23 protein-coding genes and 1 riboswitch are annotated in these 23,701 nt (G+C 67.4%); of the genes, 15 read left to right on the top strand and 8 right to left on the bottom strand.

Annotation, left to right across the window (positions count from 1 at the left end):
* Positions 1-2: 2 nt before the first annotated feature.
* Positions 3-677 (bottom strand): ribulose-phosphate 3-epimerase, encoded by a 675-nt coding sequence (gene rpe, locus INQ43_RS02000; RefSeq protein ID WP_194036962.1) that lies wholly within the window; start codon positions 675-677, stop codon positions 3-5.
* Positions 678-696: 19 nt separating this feature from the next.
* The gene (locus tag INQ43_RS01995; protein ID WP_193985691.1) at positions 697-1,032 is read right to left on the bottom strand and encodes a DnaJ domain-containing protein; all 336 of its coding nucleotides are present in this window, start codon (positions 1,030-1,032) and stop codon (positions 697-699) included.
* A gap of 155 nt (positions 1,033-1,187) precedes the next feature.
* Between INQ43_RS01995 and INQ43_RS01990 the strand changes: the two genes are divergently transcribed.
* The 3 genes from INQ43_RS01990 (at position 1,188) to INQ43_RS01980 (ending at position 3,639) form a co-directional block, all read left to right on the top strand.
* Positions 1,188-2,129 carry a phosphoribosylaminoimidazolesuccinocarboxamide synthase gene (locus INQ43_RS01990; RefSeq protein ID WP_194036961.1) on the top strand — a complete coding sequence of 314 codons (942 nt, stop codon included), beginning with the start codon at positions 1,188-1,190 and terminating at the stop codon, positions 2,127-2,129.
* A gap of 35 nt (positions 2,130-2,164) precedes the next feature.
* Positions 2,165-2,641, top strand: a complete 477-nt coding sequence (locus tag INQ43_RS01985; RefSeq protein WP_194036960.1) for an Mpo1-like protein — start codon at positions 2,165-2,167, stop codon at positions 2,639-2,641.
* A 110-nt stretch (positions 2,642-2,751) separates the two neighbouring features.
* A complete protein-coding gene (locus INQ43_RS01980) occupies positions 2,752-3,639 on the top strand; it encodes a DMT family transporter (protein WP_194034892.1) in 888 nt (295 codons plus the stop codon).
* On the opposite strand, the gene INQ43_RS01975 is transcribed toward INQ43_RS01980, so the two are convergent.
* Positions 3,636-4,511, bottom strand: coding sequence for an NAD-dependent epimerase/dehydratase family protein (locus tag INQ43_RS01975; RefSeq protein ID WP_343221393.1), 876 nt, complete (start codon positions 4,509-4,511; stop codon positions 3,636-3,638). The two genes, INQ43_RS01980 and INQ43_RS01975, sit on opposite strands and share 4 nt — an antisense overlap.
* 233 nt (positions 4,512-4,744) lie before the next feature.
* Between INQ43_RS01975 and INQ43_RS01970 the strand changes: the two genes are divergently transcribed.
* From INQ43_RS01970 to pnuC, 9 genes are all read left to right on the top strand, one after another.
* On the top strand, positions 4,745-7,525 hold the full coding sequence (locus INQ43_RS01970) for a monovalent cation/H+ antiporter subunit A (protein ID WP_255518481.1): 2,781 nt from the start codon (positions 4,745-4,747) through the stop codon (positions 7,523-7,525).
* A complete protein-coding gene (locus INQ43_RS01965; RefSeq protein WP_194036958.1) occupies positions 7,525-7,902 on the top strand; it encodes a Na+/H+ antiporter subunit C in 378 nt (125 codons plus the stop codon). Before INQ43_RS01970 ends, INQ43_RS01965 begins: the two co-directional genes overlap by 1 nt.
* Complete coding sequence (locus INQ43_RS01960) at positions 7,899-9,467, top strand: monovalent cation/H+ antiporter subunit D (protein WP_194036957.1); 1,569 nt, start codon at positions 7,899-7,901, stop codon at positions 9,465-9,467. Before INQ43_RS01965 ends, INQ43_RS01960 begins: the two co-directional genes overlap by 4 nt.
* Positions 9,464-9,955 (top strand): Na+/H+ antiporter subunit E, encoded by a 492-nt coding sequence (locus INQ43_RS01955; protein WP_194036956.1) that lies wholly within the window; start codon positions 9,464-9,466, stop codon positions 9,953-9,955. Before INQ43_RS01960 ends, INQ43_RS01955 begins: the two co-directional genes overlap by 4 nt.
* 14 nt (positions 9,956-9,969) lie before the next feature.
* On the top strand, positions 9,970-10,251 hold the full coding sequence (locus INQ43_RS01950; RefSeq protein WP_194035700.1) for a K+/H+ antiporter subunit F: 282 nt from the start codon (positions 9,970-9,972) through the stop codon (positions 10,249-10,251).
* 8 nt (positions 10,252-10,259) lie between these two features.
* Entirely contained in the window at positions 10,260-10,634 is a 375-nt protein-coding gene (locus INQ43_RS01945; RefSeq protein ID WP_194037524.1) for a Na+/H+ antiporter subunit G, read from the top strand.
* 29 nt (positions 10,635-10,663) lie between these two features.
* Positions 10,664-11,800, top strand: a complete 1,137-nt coding sequence (locus INQ43_RS01940) for a phosphotransferase (protein WP_194036955.1) — start codon at positions 10,664-10,666, stop codon at positions 11,798-11,800.
* A 40-nt stretch (positions 11,801-11,840) separates the two neighbouring features.
* Positions 11,841-11,935: riboswitch (TPP riboswitch) on the top strand.
* 67 nt (positions 11,936-12,002) lie between these two features.
* Positions 12,003-14,180 carry a TonB-dependent siderophore receptor gene (locus INQ43_RS01935; protein ID WP_194036954.1) on the top strand — a complete coding sequence of 726 codons (2,178 nt, stop codon included), beginning with the start codon at positions 12,003-12,005 and terminating at the stop codon, positions 14,178-14,180.
* A complete protein-coding gene (gene pnuC, locus INQ43_RS01930; protein ID WP_194036953.1) occupies positions 14,177-14,767 on the top strand; it encodes a nicotinamide riboside transporter PnuC in 591 nt (196 codons plus the stop codon). Before INQ43_RS01935 ends, pnuC begins: the two co-directional genes overlap by 4 nt.
* Before the next feature lie 38 nt (positions 14,768-14,805).
* Here pnuC and INQ43_RS01925 read toward each other — a convergent pair whose 3' ends face one another.
* The 3 genes from INQ43_RS01925 to hppD form a co-directional block, all read right to left on the bottom strand.
* A complete protein-coding gene (locus tag INQ43_RS01925) occupies positions 14,806-15,462 on the bottom strand; it encodes a lectin (RefSeq protein WP_228062587.1) in 657 nt (218 codons plus the stop codon).
* Positions 15,463-15,577: 115 nt separating this feature from the next.
* Positions 15,578-16,861 carry a homogentisate 1,2-dioxygenase gene (gene hmgA / locus INQ43_RS01920; protein ID WP_194036952.1) on the bottom strand — a complete coding sequence of 428 codons (1,284 nt, stop codon included), beginning with the start codon at positions 16,859-16,861 and terminating at the stop codon, positions 15,578-15,580.
* Positions 16,862-16,983: 122 nt separating this feature from the next.
* A complete protein-coding gene (gene hppD / locus INQ43_RS01915; protein WP_194036951.1) occupies positions 16,984-18,075 on the bottom strand; it encodes a 4-hydroxyphenylpyruvate dioxygenase in 1,092 nt (363 codons plus the stop codon).
* Positions 18,076-18,173: 98 nt separating this feature from the next.
* On the opposite strand from hppD, the gene INQ43_RS01910 reads away from it, so the two are divergent.
* The gene (locus INQ43_RS01910) at positions 18,174-18,698 is read left to right on the top strand and encodes a MarR family winged helix-turn-helix transcriptional regulator (protein ID WP_194036950.1); all 525 of its coding nucleotides are present in this window, start codon (positions 18,174-18,176) and stop codon (positions 18,696-18,698) included.
* A gap of 102 nt (positions 18,699-18,800) precedes the next feature.
* Here INQ43_RS01910 and INQ43_RS01905 read toward each other — a convergent pair whose 3' ends face one another.
* Positions 18,801-20,432 carry a peptide MFS transporter gene (locus INQ43_RS01905; RefSeq protein ID WP_228062586.1) on the bottom strand — a complete coding sequence of 544 codons (1,632 nt, stop codon included), beginning with the start codon at positions 20,430-20,432 and terminating at the stop codon, positions 18,801-18,803.
* A gap of 176 nt (positions 20,433-20,608) precedes the next feature.
* Entirely contained in the window at positions 20,609-21,466 is an 858-nt protein-coding gene (locus tag INQ43_RS01900; protein WP_194036949.1) for a tryptophan 2,3-dioxygenase family protein, read from the bottom strand.
* Positions 21,467-21,601: 135 nt separating this feature from the next.
* Here INQ43_RS01900 and pdhA point away from each other — a divergent pair, with 135 nt between their 5' ends.
* Together pdhA and INQ43_RS01890 are read left to right on the top strand one after the other, a co-directional pair.
* Positions 21,602-22,675, top strand: coding sequence for a pyruvate dehydrogenase (acetyl-transferring) E1 component subunit alpha (pdhA, locus tag INQ43_RS01895; protein ID WP_194034879.1), 1,074 nt, complete (start codon positions 21,602-21,604; stop codon positions 22,673-22,675).
* On the top strand, positions 22,672-23,673 hold the full coding sequence (locus tag INQ43_RS01890) for an alpha-ketoacid dehydrogenase subunit beta (protein ID WP_194036948.1): 1,002 nt from the start codon (positions 22,672-22,674) through the stop codon (positions 23,671-23,673). Before pdhA ends, INQ43_RS01890 begins: the two co-directional genes overlap by 4 nt.
* Positions 23,674-23,701: the final 28 nt, after the last annotated feature.

Genomic DNA, 23,701 nt, shown 5'->3' with positions numbered 1-23,701 from the left:
GCTCAGCCCCGTATCCCTTCGACCGCCGCCTTCATTCGCCCGATTACTTCGGCGTAATCGGGCGCGTTGAATATCGCCGAGCCGGCGACAAACGTATCAGCCCCGGCTTTGGCAATCTCGGCGATATTGTCGGGCTTTACCCCGCCGTCGATTTCCAGGCGGATCGGCTTGCCGATGGCATCGATGCGCTGGCGCGCCTCGCGCAGTTTGTCCAGCGTCGCGGGGATGAACGACTGGCCGCCAAATCCGGGATTGACCGACATCAGCAGGACCATGTCGAGGTCCTCCAGCACCCAGTCCAGCACGTCGAGGGACGTCGCCGGATTGAGCACCACGCCGGCCTGGCAGCCGTGCGACTTGATGATCTGGATGGTGCGGTGGACGTGGCGGCTGGCCTCGGGATGGAAGCTGATCATGCTGGCCCCGGCCTTGGCGAAGTCGGGCACGAGGCGATCCACCGGCTCGACCATCAGGTGGACGTCGATCGGCGCGGTGACGCCGTGCTTGCGCAGCGCCTGGCAGACCATCGGCCCGATGGTCAGGTTGGGCACGTAATGGTTGTCCATCACATCGAAATGGACCCAGTCGGCACCGGCCTTGAGGACGTTGTCGACTTCCTCCCCGAGGCGGGCGAAGTCGGCCGAGAGGATGGACGGGGCGATGACGGTAGGCTGCATGGCGGGACTCGTGGAAGGCTCAGGCGCGCGGACGTTTGGATTTGATCTGCTTGTAGGCGCGGTTGATCTCGCCGGCCCGGATCTCGGCCTGCTTGCGCAGCTCATCGGCGACGCCGGGCATCCGATCAGGGTGGTATTGGGAGATCAAGCGGCGATAGGCCTGTTCGACCTCGGCCTGGGTGGCCTCCGGCGTCAGGCCCAGCACGGCATAGGGATTGTCGCGGCGCAGCTGGAACCAGTCGGTGTCGAACGCGTGGCCGATCAGCAGGCCGACCAAGCCGCCCAGCAGGGGGTTGAACCGCAGCAAGGCGGCTCCGGCAAACAGGCCCAGCAGTTTTCCATACCAGCGTTTCATCGCGCTCCGGGGACGGTCGTGGATCGATCGCCAGTGTACCTGCACGCCGCCCCGACCCGGCGTACACTGGCCGGCCCTGTCGCGCCGGCGCGCGAATCCAGCGGCGCTCCGCGGCAGGTTTCTGCAATGCTGTGCGTGACACCGAGGGGCTCCATTTGTCCACGACCATGCTGCGACGTTCGCTATCCGAATCCCACCTGCCGGGCCTGCCATTGCGCCACCGCGGCAAGGTCCGCGATGTGTTCGACCTGCCGTCCACGCTGCTGCCCGCCGACACCCCGGCGGGCGACTACCTGCTGATCGTCGCCACTGACCGCCTGAGCGCGTTCGACGTGGTGCTGCCCGACCCGATCCCGGGCAAGGGCGAGATGCTCTGCCAGATCAGCAATTTCTGGTTCGAGAAGACCGAGCACATCGCCCGCAACCACCTGACCGGCATCGACGTCGCCTCGGTGCTGCCGGCCGGGGTGGACCCGTCGCTGTACGCCGACCGCTCGGTGGTCGCCAAACGCCTGAAGCCGGTGCCGATCGAGTGCATCGCCCGCGGTTACGTGATCGGCAGCGGCTGGAAGGACTACCAGCGCACCGGCCGCATCAGCGGCATCGAGCTGCCCGACGGCCTGCGCCAGGCGGAAAAACTGGCCAAGCCGATCTTTACTCCCTCCACCAAGGCCGACGCCGGCGAGCACGACGAGAACATCGACTTCGATACCGCCGTGCGCCTGTGCGGCGCCGAGCTGGCCGAGGCGGTGCGCGATGCGACCCTGCGCCTGTACCGCTTCGCCGCCGACTTTGCCGCCGAGCGCGGCATCCTGCTGGCGGACACCAAATTCGAGTTCGGCACCGACGTCGACGGCCATCTGTATGTGATGGACGAGATGCTGACGCCGGACTCCTCGCGTTACTGGCCGGCGGACGAGTACCAGGTCGGCAGCAGCCCGCCGAGCTACGACAAGCAGATCGTGCGCGACTACCTGGAAACGCTGGAGTGGAACAAGATGCCGCCCGGACCGGTGTTGCCGGCCGGGGTGATCGAACGCACCCGCGCGCGCTACGCGGATGCGCTGCAGAAGCTGGCCGGCATCAGCGTCGACTGATGGCCGGCGCGGAACCATCGCAGGGAGCAGGTGACATGGGCGCAGGCACGCGCAGGATCGACCGCTGGTTTGCCAGCTACTCGGACGACCATCGCAACAGCACCAACCAGTGGATCCACGTGGTCTGCGTGCCGGCGATTGCCTGGAGCGTGGTGGCGCTGCTGTGGTGCATTCCGGCCCCGGGCACCTGGTTCCGGCCCGGATTCTGGGCCGGCCTGGCGATCGTTGCCGCCACCTTGTTCTATTACCGCCAGTCGCGCCGGCTGGGACTGGGGATGCTGGGGATGTTCCTGCTGATGGCCTTGCTGTCGGGCTACATCTTTGAGACCCACGGCATGCGCGCGCTGCTGTGGAGCGCGATCGCGGTGTTCGTGGTCGCCTGGATCGGCCAGTTCGTCGGTCACAAAATCGAGGGTCGCAAGCCCAGCTTCCTCACCGACCTGACCTACCTGCTGATCGGACCGGCCTGGGTGCTGTCCAAGCTCTACCGCAGGATGGGCCTGTGCTACTGAGCCCTGCCGGCACAGTCGCTTCCGGCACGATCGCGCACGTTTTTCCGCAGTAGGTTTCCCCGCAGCACCACTCCCCTGCCCGCACCGCGGGCGCAATTCGTTGAGCCCGCATGTCCCCGCGTGATATTTCCCTGGTCCTGCTGATCTGTTTCGCATGGGCCGGCAACTTCCTCACCTCGGCGATCGCGCTGCAGGAGATTCCGCCCTTCCTGTTCACCGCGCTGCGCTTTGCCGCGCTCGGTGCCGCCCTGGTGTTCTGGACCAAACGGCCGCCGCCGGGGCAGTGGCCGCGGCTGATCAGTGTGTGCCTGTGCATCGGCGTGGCCCACTTCGGCCTGAGCTTTGTCGCCCTGAAGATGTCCGGCGACCTGTCCTCGCCGGCGATCGTGGTGCAAAGCTACATCCCGATGACCGCGATCCTGGCGTGGGTCGTGCTGGGCGAGCGCTTCGCCTGGCGTACAGGCCTGGCGATCGCGGTGAGCTTCGCCGGCGTGCTGGTGCTGGGACTGGATCCCTCGGTGCTGGGCAACTGGATGGCAGTGCTGCTGATGCTCGCGGCCGCGCTGTTCCTGGCCATCGGCACGGTGTTGATGAAGGGCCTGAAAGGGCTGGACACCTTCAGCATGCAGGGCTGGACGTCGATCATCGCGATCTTCCCGCTGCTGGCGATCAGCGCGGCGATCGAGCCGGGCGGCTTTGCGACGCTGCCGTCGGCGAGCTGGGTGGCCTGGGCCTGCGTGGTCTACGCCGCGCTGGTGTCCTCGCTGCTGGGCCACGGCCTGTACTACGTGTTGATGCAGCGCTACCCGGTCGCCCAGGTCACGCCGTGGCTGCTGCTGACGCCGGTGATCGCGGTCGGGCTGGGCATCGCGTTCTGGGGTGACCGCCCGGGGCCGCGGCTGTTCATCGGCGGCGCGATGGTGCTCGGCGGTGTGCTGGGCGTGGCGCTGCGGGCGCTGCGCAAGGCGCGCACGATGCCGCTGGCGCGCGATATCTAGGGACGGCGGAACATCGCATCGACCGGCTCGAACGGTCGCGGACAGTAGTCGAAGTCGCGCTGCGCGGGACCGGGATCGAAAACAAGATCGTCCTGCATGCGTGCGATCGCGGCATCGCCGAGCCCGCTGGCCCGGCCGCTGATGCGGGCGGCGTGCAGCGCCATGGCAAACAGCGGACGTGGCAGTTCCAGCAGGCGTGCTGGCGGCTGCAGGCAGGCCAGCACGCGCGCCACCATCTCGCGATAGCTCAGTGACTCCCCGCCCGGCACCGCGTAGGCGCGCCCGTGGCTGGCCGGGCGGTCGAGGCATGCCAACGCGGCTTCGGCCAGATCAGCCACGTGCACCGGCTGGCGTAACCCGGTCGCGCCGCCTGGCAGCGGAAACCACCCCCAGCGCCGCGCCAGCGCCGCAATCCGGGTCAGGTTGGCGTCGCGGCCCACGCCGTAGACGAGTGTCGGGCGCAGGATGGTCAATGCGGCGCCCCGCTCCTTTGCGCGGGCGAAAAGGACGCGCTCCGCGGTGGCCAGCCGTGCCGACAGGTCGCGCTCGAACGGGTCGTCGGAGCGCTCCTTGGTCTCCACGCTGGTCGAGCCGAACGCCACCACCCGCGCCGCATCAACCCCGGCAGCCGCGTACCAGCGCGCGAACCCGTCCAGCGGACCGCAGCTGAAGATCGCGTCGACCCGCGCTGGCAGGGCGGGCGGTGCGTCCAGCTCGCCGGTGAGCCAGCGCACGCCGTTCTGCGCCTCGCCCGGATTTGCAGCATGGACCTGGCGCGACACCGCGGTAACCCCCCACTCGGCCGGCGCGAGGCGCGCGAGCAGTGCACTGCCGATCTGGCCGCTGCCGCCGAATACCAGGGCGTCGCGCATGGGTGTCGTCCGGGTCAAATGACCGCACAGCATAGCGAGGCGACGGCGCGATTCCGCCGCCGACGGGCGGGGTTCGCCGCGAATCGGCAAGGATATGGCCGCGACGCCTCGGTTAGAATCGGGCACCCCCGCCGAAAGCTTGCAGCGCGGCTGGCGCGACATCCCCCGATGCCACAGGACTTCCATTGCTGCCATTAGTGCTAGCCCTGCCGTTCGTTTTCGCCGCTCTGGTGATGATTCCCGCTGAAGGAAATCGCCGCTTGCTGGCCTGGATGGCGGGGATCGCTCCACTGGCCGGCATGGCGGCGATGCTGGTCCTCGCACCGCAGTTGGTCTCCGGGGACGTCATCCGCTGGAGCGTGCCGTGGATTCCCCAGCTGGGGCTGGCGTTCTCCTTGCGCCTGGACGGGCTGGCGTGGATGTTCGCCTCGATGGTGCTGGGCATCGGCGGCCTGGTGGTGATGTATTCGCACTATTACCTGGGCCGGCAGGAAAAGGCCCAGCGCTTCTTCGCCTTCCTGCTGCTGTTCATGGGATCGATGCTGGGCATGGTCCTGGCCGGCAACCTGCTGCTGCTGGCGGTGTTCTGGGAACTGACCTCGATCAGCTCGTTCCTGCTGATCGGCTTCTGGTCGCAACGCCAGGACGCGCGCGAGGGCGCCCGGATGGCGCTGACGATCACCGCCGGCGGCGGCCTGGCGCTGCTGGCCGGCGTGATCATGATCGGCCACATGGTCGGCAGCTACGAGCTGGACGTGGTGCTGGCCGCAGGCGATCTGATTCGGGCCCACGCGCTGTATCCGTGGATGCTGGGACTGGTCCTGCTGGGCGTGTTCACTAAGAGCGCGCAGTTCCCGTTCCAGTTCTGGCTGCCGCACGCGATGGCCGCGCCGACGCCGGTGTCGGCCTACCTGCATTCGGCGACGATGGTGAAGGCGGGCGTGTTCCTGCTGGTCCGGCTGCACCCGGTGCTGGCCGGCACCGACCTGTTCTTTTACGTGGTCAGCGGAATCGGCGCGATCACCCTCCTGCTGGGCGCCTGGAACGCGATCTTCCAGCACGATCTGAAGGGCCTGCTGGCCTACTCGACGATCTCCCACCTGGGCCTGATCACCCTGCTGTTCGGGCTGTCGACGCCGTTCGCGGTGGTCGCCGGCCTGTTCCACATCCTCAACCACGCGACCTTCAAGGCCTCGCTGTTCATGGCCGCCGGCATCATCGACCACGAGACCGGCACCCGCGACATGCGCCTGCTGGGCAACCTGCGCCGCTACCTGCCGTGGACCAGCGCGCTGGCGATCATCGCCTCGCTGGCCATGGCCGGCATCCCGCTGCTCAACGGCTTCCTGTCCAAGGAGATGTTTTTCGCCCAGGCGCTGGAGATCAAGGGCCATGACCTGGCGCGGATTGGCATCGGCGTGTCCGCGTTCCTGTTCGCCGTGTTTGGCGTGGCCTACAGCCTGCGCTTCGTCCACGAGACGTTTTTCGGCGAGGGCCCGCGCGGGGTGTCGCTGCCGATCAGTGAGCCGCCGCGCTTCATGCAGGTGCCGGTCGCGATTCTCGCCATCACCTGCATCGCGGTGGGCATCGTGCCGCAGTGGACGGTTGCGCCGATGCTGGCTGCGGCGGCCTACGGCGTTTTGGGCGCCAATGTGCCCGAGTACAGCCTGGCGGTGTGGCACGGTTTCAACCTGCCACTGGCGATGAGCCTGGGCGGCGTGGTCGGCGGCGTGATCCTGTATTTCGGCCTGCGCCGGCTGCTCGACCTGCATGCCAACGTCAAGCGCTCGCTCGGCCGGCGGTTGTTCCGGATCAACGTCGAAGCGCTGTTCCGCCTTGCCCGGCGCCTGACCCACGTGGTGGCCAACGACAGCGTGCAGCGCAGCATGCTGGCGCTGGTGCTGGTGGCGATCGCGGTGGGCGCGGCGCCGTTCGTGGCCGGTTGGGGCGAGCCATCGCCGGCGGTCGCGCGTGTCTCGCAATCCATGCCGCTGATGGCCTGGGTGCTGTGGATCGTGATGGTGGGTTCCACACTGGGCGCGGTCGCGCTGCACCGGACGCGGCTGCTGGCATTGATCGCGATGGGTGGCGTCGGACTGTCGATCAGCATGACCTTCGTCGCCCTGTCGGCTCCGGACCTGGCCTTGACCCAGTTGCTGGTCGAAATCGTCACCCTGGCGCTGATGCTGCTGGGCCTGAACTATCTGCCCAAGGATTCGCCGAAGGGTCGATCGCACTGGCGGCGAATGCGCGATGCGGCGATCGCGATCACCGCCGGTGGCGGCGTCGCGGCCCTGGCCTGGACGATGATGACCCGACCGGCGGACACGGTTGCCAGTGAACTGCTTGCACGCTCGTTGCCGGAAGCGTTCGGAGCCAATGTGGTCAACGTGATCCTGGTGGACTTCCGCGGCTTCGACACCTTCGGCGAGATCACCGTCTACGCGATCGCCGCCCTGGTGGTGCACGCCATGCTGCGCCGCGCGCGCACCGCCCCGGAGAAGAAGATGCCCGGACCGCCGATCCCGCTGCCGGTGCCGGCCGACCTGGCGCAGATCATTTTCCCGCTGACCCTGGTGGTCTCGATCTTCCTGTTCCTGCGCGGCCACAACGCGCCCGGCGGCGGCTTCATCGCCGGCCTGACGCTGGCCGTCCCGCTGCTGGTCCAGTACGTGATCCAGGGCGCGAAATCGGTGGAGTCGCGCTTTGGTTTCGACTACATCCGCCTCATCGGCGCCGGCCTCACGGTCGCGGTGGTCAGTGGCGCGGCGTCGATGCTGTTCGGGATGCCGTTCCTGACCAGTGGCCACCACGACCTGGTGCTCCCGTTGCTGGGCACGATCGGCCTGGCGAGCGCGGCGGCGTTCGACGTCGGCGTCTATCTGGTCGTGTTCGGCGGCACGATGCTGATGCTCTCGATGATGGGCACCATAAAGCCGTCCAAGAAGATGGTCGCCCGTCGCGGCACGATTGACCCGTCCGCCCGTTCAGCTGTGACCGGGGAGGTCGCGTGATGGAAATCGCCATTGCCAGCGCCATCGGCGTCCTGGTCGCCGCGGCGGTGTACCTGATGCTGCGCTCGCGCAGTTTCGACCTGATCCTCGGCCTGACCCTGCTCACCTACGCAACCAACCTGCTGATCTTCTCCGGAGGCCGGCCGGTGGTCGGCAAGCCGCCGGTGCTGCGCGAGGGCGTGCCGGCGACGCTGGCCAACTACACCGACCCGCTGCCGCAGGCCCTGGTGCTGACGGCCATCGTGATCGCGTTCGCGATGACCGCGGTGACCATCGTGCTGGCGATGCGCAGCCGCGCCGACAACGACACCGACCACGTCGACGGCCGCGAAGAACGTGTGCCGACGCCACCGTTGGCGAAGAAGGACCGCACGTGAACCACCTGGCAGTCCTTCCGATCCTGCTGCCGCTGCTGGGTGCGGCGGCCTCGCTGTTCGTCGAGCACCGGCGCATCGGCACCACGGTGCAGCGCTCGGTGGCTTGGGTGGCGATGCTGGCCACCCTCGCCGCGTCGCTTGCCCTGGTGATGCGTGCCGCAGACGGCGAGATCCTCATCTACCTGCTCGGCGACTGGCCCGCGCGGCTGGGCATCGTGCTGATGGTGGACCGGCTGTCAGCGCTGATGGTGCTGGTGACCGCGCTGCTGGCCGTCGCCTGCCTGCTGCACGCGTGCTCGGGCTGGGACCGGCGCGCGCCGCATTTCCATGCGCTGTTCCAGTTCCAGCTGGTCGGCCTGAACGGTGCGTTTTTGACCGGCGACGTGTTCAACCTCTTCGTGTTCTTCGAGGTCCTGCTGATCGCGTCCTACGGGCTGATGCTCAGCGGCGGGCGCGGCGTGCGGATGGCCGCCGGCATGCACTACGTCGCCTTCAATGTCGCCGCATCGACCCTGTTCCTGATCGGGCTGGGTCTGCTGTACGGCCTGCTGGGCACACTCAACATGGCCGAGCTGGCGGTGCGCATCGCCGCCCTGCCGGCGCACGACCAGTCCCTGGCGAAGGCCGCGGTCGGCATCCTGCTGGCGGTGTTCTGCGGCAAGGCCGCCGTGCTGCCGCTGTACCTGTGGCTGCCGGAAACCTACACCCGGGCGCCCGCCGCGGTCGCGGCCCTGTTCGTGGTGATGACCAAGGTCGGAATCTACGCGGTGCTGCGGGTGGGTTCACTGCTGCTGGGCGAGCCGGCCGGCGAGCTGGCCGGCTACGGCTGGGACTGGCTGCTGCCGGCAGCCGTTGCGACGCTGGCCATGGCCGCGCTGGGAGTGCTGGCCGCATCGCGACTGCGGATGCTGGCGGCCTACCTGGTGCTGGTGTCGGCCGCGACCCTGCTGATCGCCTTCGGCCTGCGCCAGCCCGACACCATCGGCGCCGGACTCTACTATCTTGCCCACAGCACCTTCGTGGCGGCGGCGTTGTTCATGATCGCCGACTTCGTCCGCCGCGCCCGTGGCGACGCCGGCGACTTCACCGAACTGCTGGCGCCGCTGCCCGCGCGCGGCCTGGTCGCCGGACTGTTCCTGGTCGCGGCGATGTCGGTGGCCGGCATCCCGCCGCTGTCGGGCTTCATCGGCAAGCTGGCGCTGTTGCAGGCCGTCCCCGACGCGGACGTGGGCTGGGTCTGGACCGCGATCCTGGTCAGCAGCCTGATGGTGATTGTCGGCCTGACCCGCGCCGGCAGCCGGGTGTTCTGGCGCACTCCAGCCAAGGAACTGGCCGCCGGGCACGTCACCGATCCGGCCAGCGCGACCGTGCACGGACCGTCGCGGCATGCGTCGCGGCCGCTGGAGACCGCCGCGATCATCCTGCTGCTCGGCTACGGTATTGCGATGAGCCTCTACGCCGCGCCGATGATCGCCTATGCGCAGGATGCCGGTGCCCAGCTGATGGTCCCGGGCGACTACGTCGGCAAGCTGCAGGCCACCCCGCCGCAGCGGAGGGCGCCATGAATTTCCGCCGCGTGCTGCCCTCGCTGCCGCTGACCGTCACCGTCATCGTGTTCTGGATAATCATGGTCGCCGACCTGAGCCTGGTGCAATGGCTGTTCGCGATCGTGCTGGGCGTGGTGATCCCGCTGTTTGCGGCGCGGCTGGACCGCGAGTTCGCCCGCATCGGCAACGTGCGGCTGGTGCCGAAGATGATCGGCGTGCTGATCTGGGACGTGATCGTGAGCAACGTCGAGGTCGCGCGGCTGGTGCTGGGGCGCGAGTCCAACATCACCCCGGGCTTCATCTGGCTGCCGCTGGACATCGCCAACATCCACGGCATCGCCGCCCTGACCAGTTTCATCACCCTGACCCCGGGAACCGTGTCGGCGGCGCTGTCGGAGGACCGCAAGTACCTGCTCATCCACGTGCTGAACCTCAAGGATGCGGACGAGGTGATCGCGGGGATCAAGCGTCGTTACGAGGTCCCGCTGATGGAGATTTTCCCATGAGCCACATCCACATCATGGGCACCAGCGTGCTGGATGCCGCCGTGCTCGGGTCCATGGCCGTCGTCGGCGTGGCGATGCTGATGGCGCTGTGGCGCCTGCTCCGCGGGCCGACCGTGCCCGACCGCATCCTCGCCCTGGACACGCTCAGCGTGACCGCCATCGCGCAGCTGGTGCTGTTCGGCATGCACCTGCAGACCCCGGTCTATTTCGAGGCCGCGCTGATCATCGCGATGCTGGGCTTTGTCAGCACCGTGGTCCTGTGCAAGTACGTGCTGCGCCGGGACATCGTGGAATGAGCACCACGATCGACATCATTTTCGAAGTGCTGCTGATCGCCCTGCTGGCGACGGGCAGCTTCTTCACCCTGATCGGCGCGTTCAGCCTGATCCGGCTGTCGGAGTTCTTCAAACGCCTGCACGGACCGACCAAGGCCAGCACGCTCGGGGTGGGCTGCATGCTGGTGGCCTCGGTCGGCTATCACGCCTTCAGCGGCACCGACCCGCAACCGCGCGAGTTGCTGATCACCGCCTTCCTGCTGCTCACCGCGCCGATCAGTGCGCACCTGCTGGCCAAGGCGGGCCTGTCACTGCGTCTGGATGAACGCCCGCGACTGCCGGGCAGTGCCGAGGACACCCACGTGCCGCCGCGTCCGGATGGCGCGCCCGACGAGAACCACTGAGCATCGCTGCTCGCGCCCGTCAGCTCTCAATGAACGCCAGCGACCACCTCGTCCAGGGCCTGCGCAACGATGCCGTGGCGGCCGACTGGCCTGCGATCAGCGACAGCGAGATCGCCTGGTTGCGCGGTCGATTTCCCCAGATCGATGGCGACTCCCGCCTGCTGTGGCACAGCCCGCGCCCGATGTCGGCGGCCGCCATTGTCGAAAGCCGGGCGGGACGGGTTTTCGTCAAGCGCCAGCACCGCAGCGTACGCACCGCTGCCAGCCTGACGGAGGAGCATCGCTTCATCGCGCACCTGGCAGCCGCGGGCGTGCCGGTGGTTCACGTCATGCGCGACCATGGCGGCAGCACCGCGCTGGAGCATGGCGACTGGACCTATGAGGTGCACGCGGTGTGCGCGGGGCTGGACCTGTATCGCGACGCACCCTCGTGGGCTCCACTGACCGACCTCGCCCAAGCGTGGGAGGCCGGCCGGATGCTTGCAACCCTGCATGGTGGATCAACCGGCTACTGCGCGCCCCAGCGCAGTACCCATCTGCTGGTAGCGCGCGACGACCTGATCCGGGCTGCCGATCCGATCGCAACGCTCAAGCGGCAACTGCACGATCGCCCGGCGCTGGCCGACTATCTGGCGAACAAATCCTGGGAGAGCGATCTGCGGCAATCGATGGTGCCGTGGCACGCGGGGATCGCTGCACGCCTGCAAACCGAGCCAGTCCTCTGGGCGCACAACGACTGGCATGCGTCCAACCTGCTCTGGCGCCGGGAGGGTGACGGCATGGTCGTCGACACGGTATTCGACTTCGGACTTGCCTCGCCCACCAGTGCGCTGTTCGACCTGGCCACCGCAGTCGAGCGCAACGCCATCGCCTGGCTGGCACCGGAGCGCGACGCGCATGCGGTGCATGCCGATACGGCACTCGCCCTGCTGGATGGCTACCGTCAAGTGCTGCCGCTGTCGGCGCAACGGGTGCACCTGCTGGCTGACCTGCTGCCTTTGGTGCACGTGGATTTTGCGCTGTCGGAAGTCGAGTATTTCCACGGCGTCACCGGCGCCAGCGCAGACGCGGACCTGGCCTATCACGACTTCCTGCTCGGTCACGCCGACTGGTTCAGGACGGGTGCCGGGCAGTCGCTGCTGGCGGTGCTGCACGCGGCCGCATGAACCGTCGCGGACAGGTACGCACCATCTGTGGTGAAATAGCGCCCTGAAGCGGGGGTGCCTGGTTTTTCAGGCTGAGAGAGTCCCTTGGAACCTGATCCGGTTTGCACCGGCGTAGGGAGCTTTGAGCAGCAGGCACGCCGCCTCCGTGGCACGGTGCGCCTGCGTGCCTTCGCTTCGTCTCCCTCCGCTGATGACGAATCGAATGAACCGCTACCACCGACTCCCGCTGTTGACCGCTGCGCTGTGCGTGGTCTTGCCGCTGCACGCGAACGACGCGCCAGCTGACGCCTTCGACCGCACCCCGACCGAGCTCGCCTCCGTCCAGGTGCAGGCCGACAGACCCGCGACGCAGGACAGCCCCGCGCCATTCAGCAGTTTCGGGGCCGGCGACTGGAAGGACACCCCGGCGTCCACCCGCGTGCTGGACCGCGCGCTGATCGAGGACCGGCAGGTGCGCACCCTGTCGGAGCTGGCCCGCAACGACGCCTCTCTGGGCGACAGCTACGCGCCGGTCGGCTACTACCAGAACGTCGCGATCCGCGGGTTTGCGCTGGATACCGGCACCGGCTACCGCTTCAATGGCCTGGCCATCGCTGGTGAGCAACGCGTCCCCCTGGAGCACATCCAGCAGGTGGAAATCCTCAAGGGCGCGGCGGGACTGGCGGCGGGCGTCATGGCGCCCGGCGGCATCATCAACTACGTCGGCAAGCGCCCGGCCGAGGTCCGCACGCTGACCCTGGGCACCGACGCCGAAGGGTCGCGCTATGCCGCGGTCGATTTCGGCCACTGGCTGACGCCGCGTTTCGGCGTGCGCCTCAACGCGGCCTGGGATGACAGCGTTTCCTATATCGAGCACGCCGATGGACGGCGCAACTTCTATTCGCTGGCCGCCGACTGGCTGGTAGGCGAGCGCGGCAAGCTGGAGGTCGACGCCAACTACCAGACCAGCGCGCAGCGATCCGCCTCCGGCTACCAGTTGCTGGGCGGGGTGGCGCTGCCAGGCCGCGTCGATCGCGAACACATGCTCGGCTACCAGTCCTGGCAGCAGCCGGTCGGGATCGACAGCACCAACATCACGGCGCTGCACACCTACGACTTCAGCCCGGACTGGCAGTCACGCGTGTCCGCCAGCCAGAGCCGAACGGTGATCGATGACCGCGTCGCCTTTGCCTACGGTTGCTACTACGCCGCGCAATGTGCCGACGGCAACGTGCCGGGCAATGCCTTCGCGCCCAACGGCGACTACGACATCTACGACTACCGCAGCCCCGACGACACCCGTCGAAACCGCGAGGTGCGCGCCGAACTGCGCGGACGTTTCGCGACCGGCGCCATCGGCCATGAACTGACCGTCGGGGTCGACGCGTTCGATCGCACCGTGGACAAGCACCGCAACGTCAACGCCTACGTCGGCACCGGCAACATCCACGATGCGCACGTACCGCAGTTTGCCCCGTCACCGCTGATGCCCGGCCCGTCGGTCCCGCGGTTGGACAGCCGGCAGACGGCGGCCTTCCTGCTGGACCGAATCAGCTTCGGCGATGACTGGCAGTGGCTGCTGGGGGGACGCTATGTGCGCCTGGACGAGCGCAGCTACAGCAAGCGCGGCGCGCCGGAGCGCAACGACACGCTGTCGCGCTTCCTGCCGCAGACGGCGCTGATCTGGAGCGCGAACAGCAGCATCAACGCCTATGCCAGCTACGTGAGCGGCCTCGATCTGGGTCAGGAGGCACCGTTCTGGACCTCCAATGACGGCACCTTCCTGCCGTCGATGCTGTCGCGCCAGATCGAGGTGGGGGCCAAGTTCGCGGCATCGGATGCGCTAAACCTCGGCGCCGCGGTATTCCGCACCACACGGCCCTTCCAGTACGCCAGCCCCGACGGGAGCGATGCGGGTTACACCTTTGTCGAAGCAGGCCGCCAGGTCCATACCGGTCTGGAACTGACCGCCGACGGACGCATCACCGATCGCCTGCACCTGTCCGCCAGCGCAGCGATGCTCCAGGCGCGGGCGCGCGATACCGGCACTCCGGCCTACCACGGCCATCAGTTGATCAATGTGCCCAGGACGCGCGCGAGCGTGCACGTCGACTACCAGCTCCCGTTTGCGCCGGGACTGACCCTTGCCGGCGGCTGGCGCCATGCCTCGTCCAACGTGGCCACCGCTGACGGCCGCACCCGCGCACCCGGCTACAGCGTCGTCGATGCCGGTGTGCGCTTCCGGCACCAGCTGGGCGGGCCGGCCGTCAGCTGGAACCTCTCGGTGGACAACGTCTTCAATCGCTTCTACTGGAGCGATACCGGCAGCAGTTCGGGTGATTACTACCTGTTCCCCGGCGCTCCGCGCCAGCTCCGGCTGGCGGTGACCGTCGCGTTATGAGCTCCAGCGTGCTGGAGTGGTCCGCGGTCGCCTTCAGCATCCTCGGCGTCTGGCTGATGGCGCAGCGGCGCATGCTCGCCTGGCCGGTCGGCGTGGTCTCCGTCGTGCTGTATGCGCTGGTGTTCACCGAGGCCAGGCTTTATTCGGATGCGCTGCTGCAGATCGGGTTCGCCGGCTTCCTGCTGTACGGATGGTGGCACTGGCACCGCCAGGCCCAGCCCGACGGGCGCGTCGTCATCGCCCCGCTGCCGCGAGGACATCGGATCCGCGACCTGGGCATCGGCGTCGCCTTCGGGATCGCGCTGGGGGCGGCAATGCACAGCTTTACCGACGCCGCGCTGCCGTGGCTGGACGCGATGCTCGCCGCGCTCAGCCTGGTTGCGCAATGGTGGCAGGCGCGCCGCCACGCTGCCGCATGGTGGCTGTGGATCGCGGTCGACGTGGTCTATGTCGGCATGTACGTGGTCAAGTCACTGGACCTGACCGCCGTGCTCTACCTGGTGTTCCTCGGGTTGGCCGTTAACGGGTTGCGGGCGTGGACGGCAGCCGGGAAAGAGCCGCGCGGCCTGGGCAGCGCGAATCAGTAACCCGAAGCGGCGGCGGTCCGCTCCGCAGGGCTGCTCGCTCAGCTGCAGCCTTCTACGTAGTCCACTTGCGGCGGCGATCCGACCCGCCATTCGGTCACGGTGCCGGCGGCATCGGTCTCAAAAACAAGCACGTGCGGGCCACCGCCTTCCTCGACCCGCAGATACTGGCCGTCGGGGACGTATTTGTGCGCCGACGAGGTGACCTTGCCGGGATACAGGGCGTCGATCTGCGCGGTGTCCATGCCGCGCTTGCCGCCGCCGGGGGCGACGATGTCTGCATCGGCTACCGAGTAGCGCACGAACGAACCGTCCTCGAACATCATCGCAAAGCGCGAGATATCCGTCTGTCCCGCCGGGCTGAGGTGGTAGCAACTGGAGCCTTCCTCTGCCGAGCCCACGAGCTCGCCGGTCCAAACCAGTTTCACCTGTTCGTCGTCCATCCCGAATTGGGCGTCCCCGAAACCGTCCCAGTGCGCCTGGCTGTCCGCCGCAGAACCGTGGCCAGGCATGATGCTGCCCGGCGGCGCGGTGGCCGGAGGCACGTCCTCGTAGGGCTGGTCCATCGGACCGGGAGGGGGGGATTCCGTGTTGGCGACATCGGTCCCGGCGCCTTCCGCCGGGGGAGCGTTGCACGCCGTCAGGGCCAGAACGACCGCGAGGGACACAGCGGTCGGAAACAATCGATAAGCGCGCATTCCAATCTCCCGTCAGCAATGACGGCGAGGCTAGCGGGTCGGCGTGAACGCGGCGAGAGGCCGCGTGCGCGGGCTAGACGCGCGGGCCAGAATCGAGGACCTGCGGGTCGGGCCCTCAGCCGATGAAGTGCTTTTCCAGACCGGCCCAGCACGCCTGGTAATCGCGCTGGCGGTGGTTGGCTGCCAGCGCCTGCGTCGTCGGCCGGATCACCGCGCGCGTCTCGAACATGAAGGCCATCGTCCCGCTGATGACGTCCGGCCTGGACAGGTCGGCTTTGGACGCCTTGTCGAAGGTCGCCGCGTCCGGCCCGTGCCCCGTCATCGAGTTGTGCAGCGAACTGCCGCCGGGCACGAAGCCCTCGGCCTTGGCGTCGTACGCGCCGTGGATCAGGCCCATGTACTCGCTGGCGATGTTGCGATGGAACCACGGTGGCCGGAACGTGTCCTGGGCCACCAGCCAGCGCGGCGGGAAGATCGCAAAATCGATGTTGCTGGTGCCCGGCGTGTCGCTGGGCGAGTGCAGCACGAGGAAGATGCTCGGATCCGGGTGGTCGTAGCTGATCGTGCCGATCGTGTTGAAGCGGCGCAGGTCGTATTTGCATGGCGCGTAGTTGCCGTGCCAGCCGACCACGTCCAGCGGCGAATGGCCGATGTCGGCGCGCCACAGATGGCCCTGGAACTTGCCGACCAGCTCGAACGGCTTGTCCTTTGGCGCATCGATGTCTTCGAATGCGGCCTCGGGGATCAGGAAATCGCGCGCATTCGCCAGACCATTGCTGCCGATCGGGCCCAGATCGGGCAGCCGGAACATCGCGCCGAAGTTCTCGCACACGTAGCCGCGGGCGGTGTCGTCCACCAGCTCGACCCGGAAACGCACCCCGCGCGGGATCAGCGCGATCTCCTGCGGCTCGACCTCCAGCACGCCCAGCTCGGTGGCAACGCGCAGGCGACCGAGCTGGGGAACGATCAGCAGCTCGCCGTCGGCGTTGTAGAAAAAGCGGTCCTGCATCGACCGGTTCGCCGCGTACAGGTGGATGCCGATGCCGGCCTGCGCCTCGGCCGAGCCGTTGCCGGCCATGGTGAACAGGCCCTCGGCGAAGTCGGTGGGCGGCTCGGGCATCGGCAGCGGGTCCCAGCGCAGCTGGTCGGGGGTGACCGGGCCGGACTGGAAGTCATTGTGGAAGCGCGGCTGCTCGAACGGTGAGAACGCCCCGTGCATCGCCGCCGGGCGGATCCGGTACAGCCAGCTGCGCCGGTTGGCATGCCGAGGCGCGGTGAACGCCGTGCCGGTCAGCTGCTCGGCGTAGAGCCCGTGGGCGACCTTCTGCGGCGAGTTGCGCCCTTCCGGCAGCGTGCCGGGCAGCGCCTGCGTGGCGAACTCGTTACCGAAGCCGCTCATGTATCCGTTTCCGTGCACGCTCCGCTCCTCACCCGATTTGACGACGACGCACCGCGCCGCCTTAGATGCCCGAACCGCGACCGGCGCAACGCCGGCCACGGGAAACCGCTGCCGCCTCGTGATCAGAGCACGCCGCGCTTCATCTGGTCACGCTCGATGCTCTCGAACAGCGCCTGGAAGTTGCCCTCGCCGAAGCCCTCGTTGCCCTTGCGCTGGATGATCTCGAAGAAGATCGGTCCGATCGCATTGGTGGTGAAGATCTGCAGCAGCTTGCGCTGCTTGGTCTCAGGATCCGCGTCGATCAGGATCTTGTTGCGGGCCAGGCGCGCGACGTCCTCGCCGTGGTTGGGAATGCGCTGGTCGATCACCTCGAAGTAGGCATCCGGCGTGTCAAGGAACTCGACGCCGGCCTCGCGCATCTTCTCCACCGTCCCGTAGATGTCGTCGGTGAAGCAGGCGATGTGCTGGATACCCTCGCCCTTGTAGGCGTCCAGGTACTCGTTGATCTGGCTCTTGGGGTCGTCGGACTCGTTCAGCGGGATGCGCACGATGCCGTCCGGCGCGGTCATCGCCTTGGACACCAGGCCAGTCTTGGCGCCCTTGATGTCGAAGTAGCGGATCTCGCGGAAGTTGAACAGCTTCTCGTAGTACTCCGACCACTTGGCCATGTTGCCGAAGTACAGGTTGTGGGTCAGGTGGTCGATGAAGGTCAGGCCGAACCCGACCGGGTTCTGGTCCGCACCCTGCACCGGCAGGAAGTCGGTGTAGGCGCTGCCCTTAGCGCCGTACTGGTCGACCAGGTACAGCATGCAATCACCGATGCCCTTGATCACCGGCGCATCGATCGCCCTGGTGTCGGCCTTGTCGGTGATCGCCTCACCGCCGTTGCCCAGCACCGTGGAATACACGTGGTCGGCGGGCTGCTTGAAGCGGATCGCGAAGCCGGTTGCGCAGGGGCCGTGGGCCGTGGCGAAGTCGGCGGCAAAGCTGTCGGGATCGTCGTTGACCAGCAGGTTGACGCCGCCCTGTCGGTACAGCGTGATTGGCCGAGTCTTGTGCTGCATCACGGCGGTGAAGCCGAGCTTGCGGAAGTAGTCGTGCAGCATCTCGCCTTGGCCCTGCGGCGCGGCGAACTCGACGAACTCGAAGCCGTCGATACCCAGCGGGTTTTCAAACGTGGTGACCTGCATGCCGAGGTTGGGCTGTGCGCTCATGGGAACTCCTGGGGGACGTGCGGCTGGGCGGGATTGCACCTGCGCCGGATAAGAGCGTTATAGTTTCATATGAAACCATATGCAAGGTGCGATGCAGCATGAACAGCGAGCCTCCCGGCCCCGCGCAGCTCGAACTGGAGCGCTTTCTTCCCTATCGGCTGTCGGTGCTGTCCAACCGCCTCAGTGCCGCGATTGCGCGGCTCTACGCCGAGCGTTTCTCGCTGGGGATGACGGAATGGCGGGTGATGGCAGTGCTGGGCCGTTACCCGGACCTGTCCGCCAGCGAGGTTACCGGGCGCACCGCCATGGACAAGGTCGCCGTCAGCCGCGCGGTCGCCCGCCTGATCGAGGCGGGCTGGCTGGAGCGCAGTCTGCATGCCGAGGACCGCCGACGCTCCGTGCTGCGCCTGAGCGCGGCCGGGCACGCGGTGTATGACGAGGTGGCGCCGATGGCGCTGGAGTTCGAACAGCGCCTGTTTGGTGACATCGATCCCGCGCAGCTGACCCGACTGTTTGACCTGCTGGACCGCCTGGACGCCCTCGACATCGAAGCTGACGCAGAGCACGAAGCCGATGCGGACTCGGAACCTGCGTCCGGCCGGGCGTCCGGCGTCACCAAATAGCACCGCCATAACGCAGGACGGCGACCCGAGGGCCGCCGTCCTGTTTCCCGGGCCCGCCTCCGATGACGACGGCCCGGACCACTTCCAGTTCAAATTCCGGCGTTACTTCTGCTCGCGCTCCGGATGGGTACCGGCCGCTGCCGGCTCGCCTATTTCGTTCTGGCCTGCCAGTGCGTAGTCCACGCCGTTGATATCCACGCCTTCGTGCATCAGGCGCCGGACCAGCGGCGATATCACAATCACGGCCACGCCGACGCCGATCGCGACCCAGCCGATGGTGGCGTAGACCGACAGCACGGGCGCGGCGTCGGTGAGGCCCTCATCGCCCCCGCCTCCGGTCGCGCTGGCGATCAGGCCGGCAATGAAGTTGCCCGCCGCGCTGGACAGGAACCACGTACCCATCATCAGGCTCAGCATGCTGGCAGGCGCCAGCTTGGTCATTGCCGACAAGCCCACGGGCGACAGGCACAGCTCACCCATCGTGTGCAGCAGGTAGATCAGGAAGATGAAGATCACCGGGGTCATGTTGTCCGTCCCGACGGCCGCGGCGCCGGCGACCAGCACCAGGAAACCGCCGCCCAGCTGGACCAGGCCCAGGCCGAACTTGGCCGGGGTGGAGGGCTCCAGGCCGCGTCGCGCCAGCCAGGTCCACAGCCAGGCGAAGATCGGCGCCAGGGTGATGATGTAGATCGAGTTGATCGACTGGAACATGCTGGCCGGCACGGTCCAACCGAACAGCACACGATCCACATGGCGGTCGGTGAACACGTTCAGCGACGAACCCGCCTGCTCGAACAGCGCCCAGAACAGCGGCTGCAGGCCGATCAGGAACATCGCCGCGAGGATGCGGTCGCGCGCGATCTTGTCCAGCTTGGCCACCACGTTGTAGAGCAGCCAGATGACCACCAGTGCGCCGGTGACCCCCAGCAGACCGCCCACCACGGACTGGTACTGGACCAGGAACCACACCAGCACGACACCGGCCAGCGAGCCCAAGTAGATCAACCACTCAGTCGGCAGGCCGGCCACGCTGCGACGCGCGAGCAGCTCGGCATCAGGAGCCTCGCCCTTGCCTTGCAGGTACGGCCGGCCGAGGACGAACACCAGCAGGCCCAGCAGCATGCCGACGCCAGCCAGTCCAAAGCCCCAGCTCCAGCCCCAGTCTTCGCTTTGCCCCAGATAGCCCACCAGCAGCGAGCCCAACGCCGCACCGACGTTGATGCCCATGTAGAAGATCGTGAACGCCGGATCGCGTCGTGCGTCGCCTTGGCGGTAAAGCTGCCCGACGAGCACCGAGATGTTGGCCTTCAGGAAGCCCACGCCCATGATGATGAAGGCCAGTGCCAGCCAGAAAATATCGATGTGGATGGAGGACTGCATCATCGTGGCATCGAGGCCCGCAGCCGGCCCGGGACCCTCGAACGCCATCAACCCATGGCCGATCACCAGCAGGATCGCGCCGAACTGCACGGCCTTGCGTTGCCCCAGCCAGCGATCCGCGATGTAGCCGCCCACCACCGGGGTGATATAGACCAGCGCGGTGTAGGCGCCGTAAATGACGTAGGCCTTCTCTTCCGCGAACAGCCAATGCTGCAGCAGGTAGAAAACCAGGATGGCCCGCATGCCGTAGTAGGAAAAGCGCTCCCACATCTCGGCGAAGAACAGCACGAACAGACCGCGCGGATGGCCGAGGAAGGTCTTTTCCCCGATGTTGGAACCTGGATGGCTGGCCACTGCTGTTGCTTCTCCCCGGGAAGTGGTCGACGCCGTGACGGCCGCCTGTCTGGAAATGCCCTGACCGCTGCGCGGCATTCAGTACGGGCGGGTCCGACCGGCAGCTCGCCGGACGAAGCGACTAGGTTTAACCACCACGCGCTGGCGCGTCAACCGCGGTGAAGGCTGAATGGGGGTCAGTCGATGCCGATCCGGGTCCTTACCTCGAACAGCTCCGGGAAGAACGTCAGGTCCAGGGCCTTCTTCAGGAAGTCCACGCCGGATGAGCCACCCGTGCCGCGCTTGAAGCCGATGATCCGCATCACCGTGCGCATGTGGCGGAAGCGCCAGAGCTGGAACTGGCTCTCCAGGTCGACCAGGTCCTCGCACAGGTGGTAGGCCTGCCAGTGGTCGCCGGACTCCTCGTAGATCCGCTCGAGTACGGGCAGCAAGGCGGGGTCCGATACGTGGCTGCGGGTCCAGTCCCGATCCAGCAGGTGCGCGGGCACGTCGTGGCCGTGGCGGGCCAGATAGCGCAGCGCCTCGTCGTACAGGCTCGGGCCCTCCAGGGCGGCGCGCAGCGTGGCCTCGGCTGCCGGATCATGGGCGAAGACCTGCAGCATGCCGGCGTTCTTGTTGCCGAGCAGGAACTCCATCTCGCGGTATTGCAGCGACTGGAAGCCTGAAGACGGGCCCAGCGTGTCGCGGAATTTCATGTAGTCCGCCGGCGTCAGCGTTTCCAGCACCGACCACATCTCGGTCAGTTGCCGGAGCACCTGCTTGCAACGCGCGAATCCCTTCTGGCAGGCGCCCAGGTCATCGGCGCGCAGATGGACAATCGCCGCCTTCAACTCGTGGATGATCAGCTTCAGCCACAGCTCGGACACCTGATGCTGGACGATGAACAGCATCTCGTCGTGTTCGGGCGGATCGGACACCGGCTTCTGCGCATCGAGCAGGCGGTCCAGGTGCAGGTAACCGCCGTAGCTCATCCGTCCGGCCAGATCGGTGTGGATGCCGGTTTCCAGTGCGCGCTCGTTGGTGTCCGAAGTCATGACCGCTCCCTCAGCTAACTCCCAAGCCTAACCCATCAAAACGACGTAGCGACGGGTTTTGCCGCAGCGCGCAACGGTCTTTCAACGTTGGGCCGGTATCATGGGCGACTTTCGTGGGCTCCTGGGAATCAAGCAATGAAGGTTGCTGCGACATTTGAAATCAAGTACATGCAATACCTTGGCGAAGACGGCAAGCCGGTCGGCGAGCTGCCCGAGGCTTTCCGCGATCCCAAGGCGCTGGTGCCGCTGTTCAAGCAGATGCTCTTCGTGCGCACCTTTGACAGCAAGGCTATCAAGCTGCAGCGCACCGGCAAGCTGGGGACCTACGCGGCCAGCCTGGGGCATGAGGCCACCCACGTCGGCATCGGCGCCTCGATGAGGCCCGAGGACGTGTTCGCGCCGAGCTACCGCGAGTACGGCGCCCAGTTCATGCGCGGGGTGAAGCCGCGCGAAGTACTGCTGTACTGGGGCGGCGACGAGCGTGGCAACGACTTCGCCGACGCGCCGCACGATTACCCCTGGTGCGTGCCGATCTCGACCCAGTGCCTGATGGCGGCCGGTGCGGCGCTGTCGTTCAAGCTGCGCAAGCAGCCGCGCGTTGCGGTCGCCTGCTGTGGCGATGGCGGCTCGTCGAAGACCGATTTCTACGCCGCATTGAACTCCGCCGGCGCGTTCACATCGCCGCTGGTGCTGTGCGTGATCAACAACGGCTGGGCGATCTCCGTGCCGCGCCACGCCCAGACCGGCGCCGAGACCCTTGCCCAGAAGGGCCTGGCCGGCGGCCTGCATTGCCTGCAGGTCGATGGCAACGACCTCATCGCGGTGCTGGAGGCGATGCGCCTGGCCACCGAGCGCGCGCGCAACGGCGAAGGCGGCACCGTGCTGGAGTTCATGACCTACCGCCTGCACGACCACACCACCGCCGACGACGCCCGCCGCTACCGTGACGAAGCCGAGGTCAAGGACGGCTGGACCCGCGAGCCGATGCTGCGCCTGCGCACCTACCTGACCGACCAGGGCCTGTGGTCGGAAGAGCAGGAAGCGGAGTGGATCGAGGAGTGCGGTCGCCTGGTCGACATCGAGATCAACGCCTATCTGGAAACCCCGGTGCAGCCGGTCGAGGCGATGTTCGACTACCTCTACGCCGATCCGCCACCGGACCTGCTGGAACAGCGCCAACAAGCCATCGACCGGGAGGGCCGGGCATGAGCACCACCACCAATGCACCTGCCGCGATCACCCTGATCGAGGCACTGACCCAGGCCATGGACTACGAGTTGCGCGCCGATGACAGCGTCGTGGTGCTGGGCGAGGACGTCGGCGTCAACGGCGGCGTGTTCCGCGCTACCGCCGGCCTGCACGCCAAGTTCGGCTCCGAGCGCATCATCGACACGCCGCTGGACGAGACCACCATCGCCGGCCTGACCGTCGGCATGGCCAGCCAGGGTATGCGCCCGATCGCCGAGGCCCAGTTCGACGGCTTCATGTACCCGATGGTCGACTTCATCGTCTGCCACGCCGCGCGCATGCGCTATCGCACCCGCGGCCGGCTGACCTGCCCGATGGTGCTGCGCGTGCCCTGGGGCGGCGGCATCCGTGCGCCGGAGCACCACAGCGAGGCCAACGAGGCGATCTTCACCAACGTGCCCGGCCTGCGCGTGGTCATGCCGTCATCGCCGCAGCGCGCCTACGGCATGCTGCTGGCGGCGATCCGCGAGCCCGACCCGGTGATCTTCTTCGAACCCAAGCGCATCTACCGCCAGTACAAGGAGGTCGTGCCCGACGACGGCGAGGCGTTGCCACTGGATGTCTGCTACGTCCTGCGCGACGGCACCGACGTGACCCTGGTGACCTGGGGCGCGCAGGTGAAGGAAGCGCTGGAGGCCGCCGAGAAGCTGGACGCCGAAGGGATCAGCGCCGAGGTCATCGACGTCGCCACCCTGCGACCGCTGGACTTCGCGACAATCGCCGAGTCGGTGTCCAGGACCGGCCGCTGCGTGATCGTGCACGAAGCGCCCAAGACCGCCGGTTTCGGCGCCGAGATCGCCGCGCGCCTGGCCGAGGAATCGATGTACGACCTGATCGCCCCGGTCGAGCGCGTCACCGGCTACGACACCCACATCCCGCTGTTCCGCCTGGAGATGAAGTACCTGCCCAGCGTTGAGCGGGTGGTCGAGGCGGCCCGGCGCGCGATGGCGGCCAGCTGAGCCAACGCGCCAGAATTCCACCGATGCC

The organism is Lysobacter sp. H23M47, from assembly GCF_015209765.1.
Taxonomy (GTDB): domain Bacteria; phylum Pseudomonadota; class Gammaproteobacteria; order Xanthomonadales; family Xanthomonadaceae; genus Novilysobacter; species Novilysobacter avium.
This window is presented reverse-complemented; position numbering and strand designations above follow the sequence as displayed.

Coding starts and splice junctions, on each gene's coding strand:
- rpe (WP_194036962.1), bottom strand. CDS start 677: ATGCAGCCTACCGTCATCGCCCCGTCCATCCTCTCGGCCGACTTCGCC.
- INQ43_RS01995 (WP_193985691.1), bottom strand. CDS start 1,032: ATGAAACGCTGGTATGGAAAACTGCTGGGCCTGTTTGCCGGAGCCGCC.
- INQ43_RS01985 (WP_194036960.1), top strand. CDS start 2,165: ATGGGCGCAGGCACGCGCAGGATCGACCGCTGGTTTGCCAGCTACTCG.
- INQ43_RS01980 (WP_194034892.1), top strand. CDS start 2,752: ATGTCCCCGCGTGATATTTCCCTGGTCCTGCTGATCTGTTTCGCATGG.
- INQ43_RS01975 (WP_343221393.1), bottom strand. CDS start 4,511: ATGCGCGACGCCCTGGTATTCGGCGGCAGCGGCCAGATCGGCAGTGCA.
- INQ43_RS01970 (WP_255518481.1), top strand. CDS start 4,745: ATGATTCCCGCTGAAGGAAATCGCCGCTTGCTGGCCTGGATGGCGGGG.
- INQ43_RS01965 (WP_194036958.1), top strand. CDS start 7,525: ATGGAAATCGCCATTGCCAGCGCCATCGGCGTCCTGGTCGCCGCGGCG.
- INQ43_RS01955 (WP_194036956.1), top strand. CDS start 9,464: ATGAATTTCCGCCGCGTGCTGCCCTCGCTGCCGCTGACCGTCACCGTC.
- INQ43_RS01950 (WP_194035700.1), top strand. CDS start 9,970: ATGGGCACCAGCGTGCTGGATGCCGCCGTGCTCGGGTCCATGGCCGTC.
- INQ43_RS01940 (WP_194036955.1), top strand. CDS start 10,664: ATGAACGCCAGCGACCACCTCGTCCAGGGCCTGCGCAACGATGCCGTG.
- INQ43_RS01935 (WP_194036954.1), top strand. CDS start 12,003: ATGAACCGCTACCACCGACTCCCGCTGTTGACCGCTGCGCTGTGCGTG.
- pnuC (WP_194036953.1), top strand. CDS start 14,177: ATGAGCTCCAGCGTGCTGGAGTGGTCCGCGGTCGCCTTCAGCATCCTC.
- INQ43_RS01925 (WP_228062587.1), bottom strand. CDS start 15,462: ATGCGCGCTTATCGATTGTTTCCGACCGCTGTGTCCCTCGCGGTCGTT.
- hmgA (WP_194036952.1), bottom strand. CDS start 16,861: ATGAGCGGCTTCGGTAACGAGTTCGCCACGCAGGCGCTGCCCGGCACG.
- hppD (WP_194036951.1), bottom strand. CDS start 18,075: ATGAGCGCACAGCCCAACCTCGGCATGCAGGTCACCACGTTTGAAAAC.
- INQ43_RS01910 (WP_194036950.1), top strand. CDS start 18,174: ATGAACAGCGAGCCTCCCGGCCCCGCGCAGCTCGAACTGGAGCGCTTT.
- INQ43_RS01900 (WP_194036949.1), bottom strand. CDS start 21,466: ATGACTTCGGACACCAACGAGCGCGCACTGGAAACCGGCATCCACACC.
- pdhA (WP_194034879.1), top strand. CDS start 21,602: ATGAAGGTTGCTGCGACATTTGAAATCAAGTACATGCAATACCTTGGC.
- INQ43_RS01890 (WP_194036948.1), top strand. CDS start 22,672: ATGAGCACCACCACCAATGCACCTGCCGCGATCACCCTGATCGAGGCA.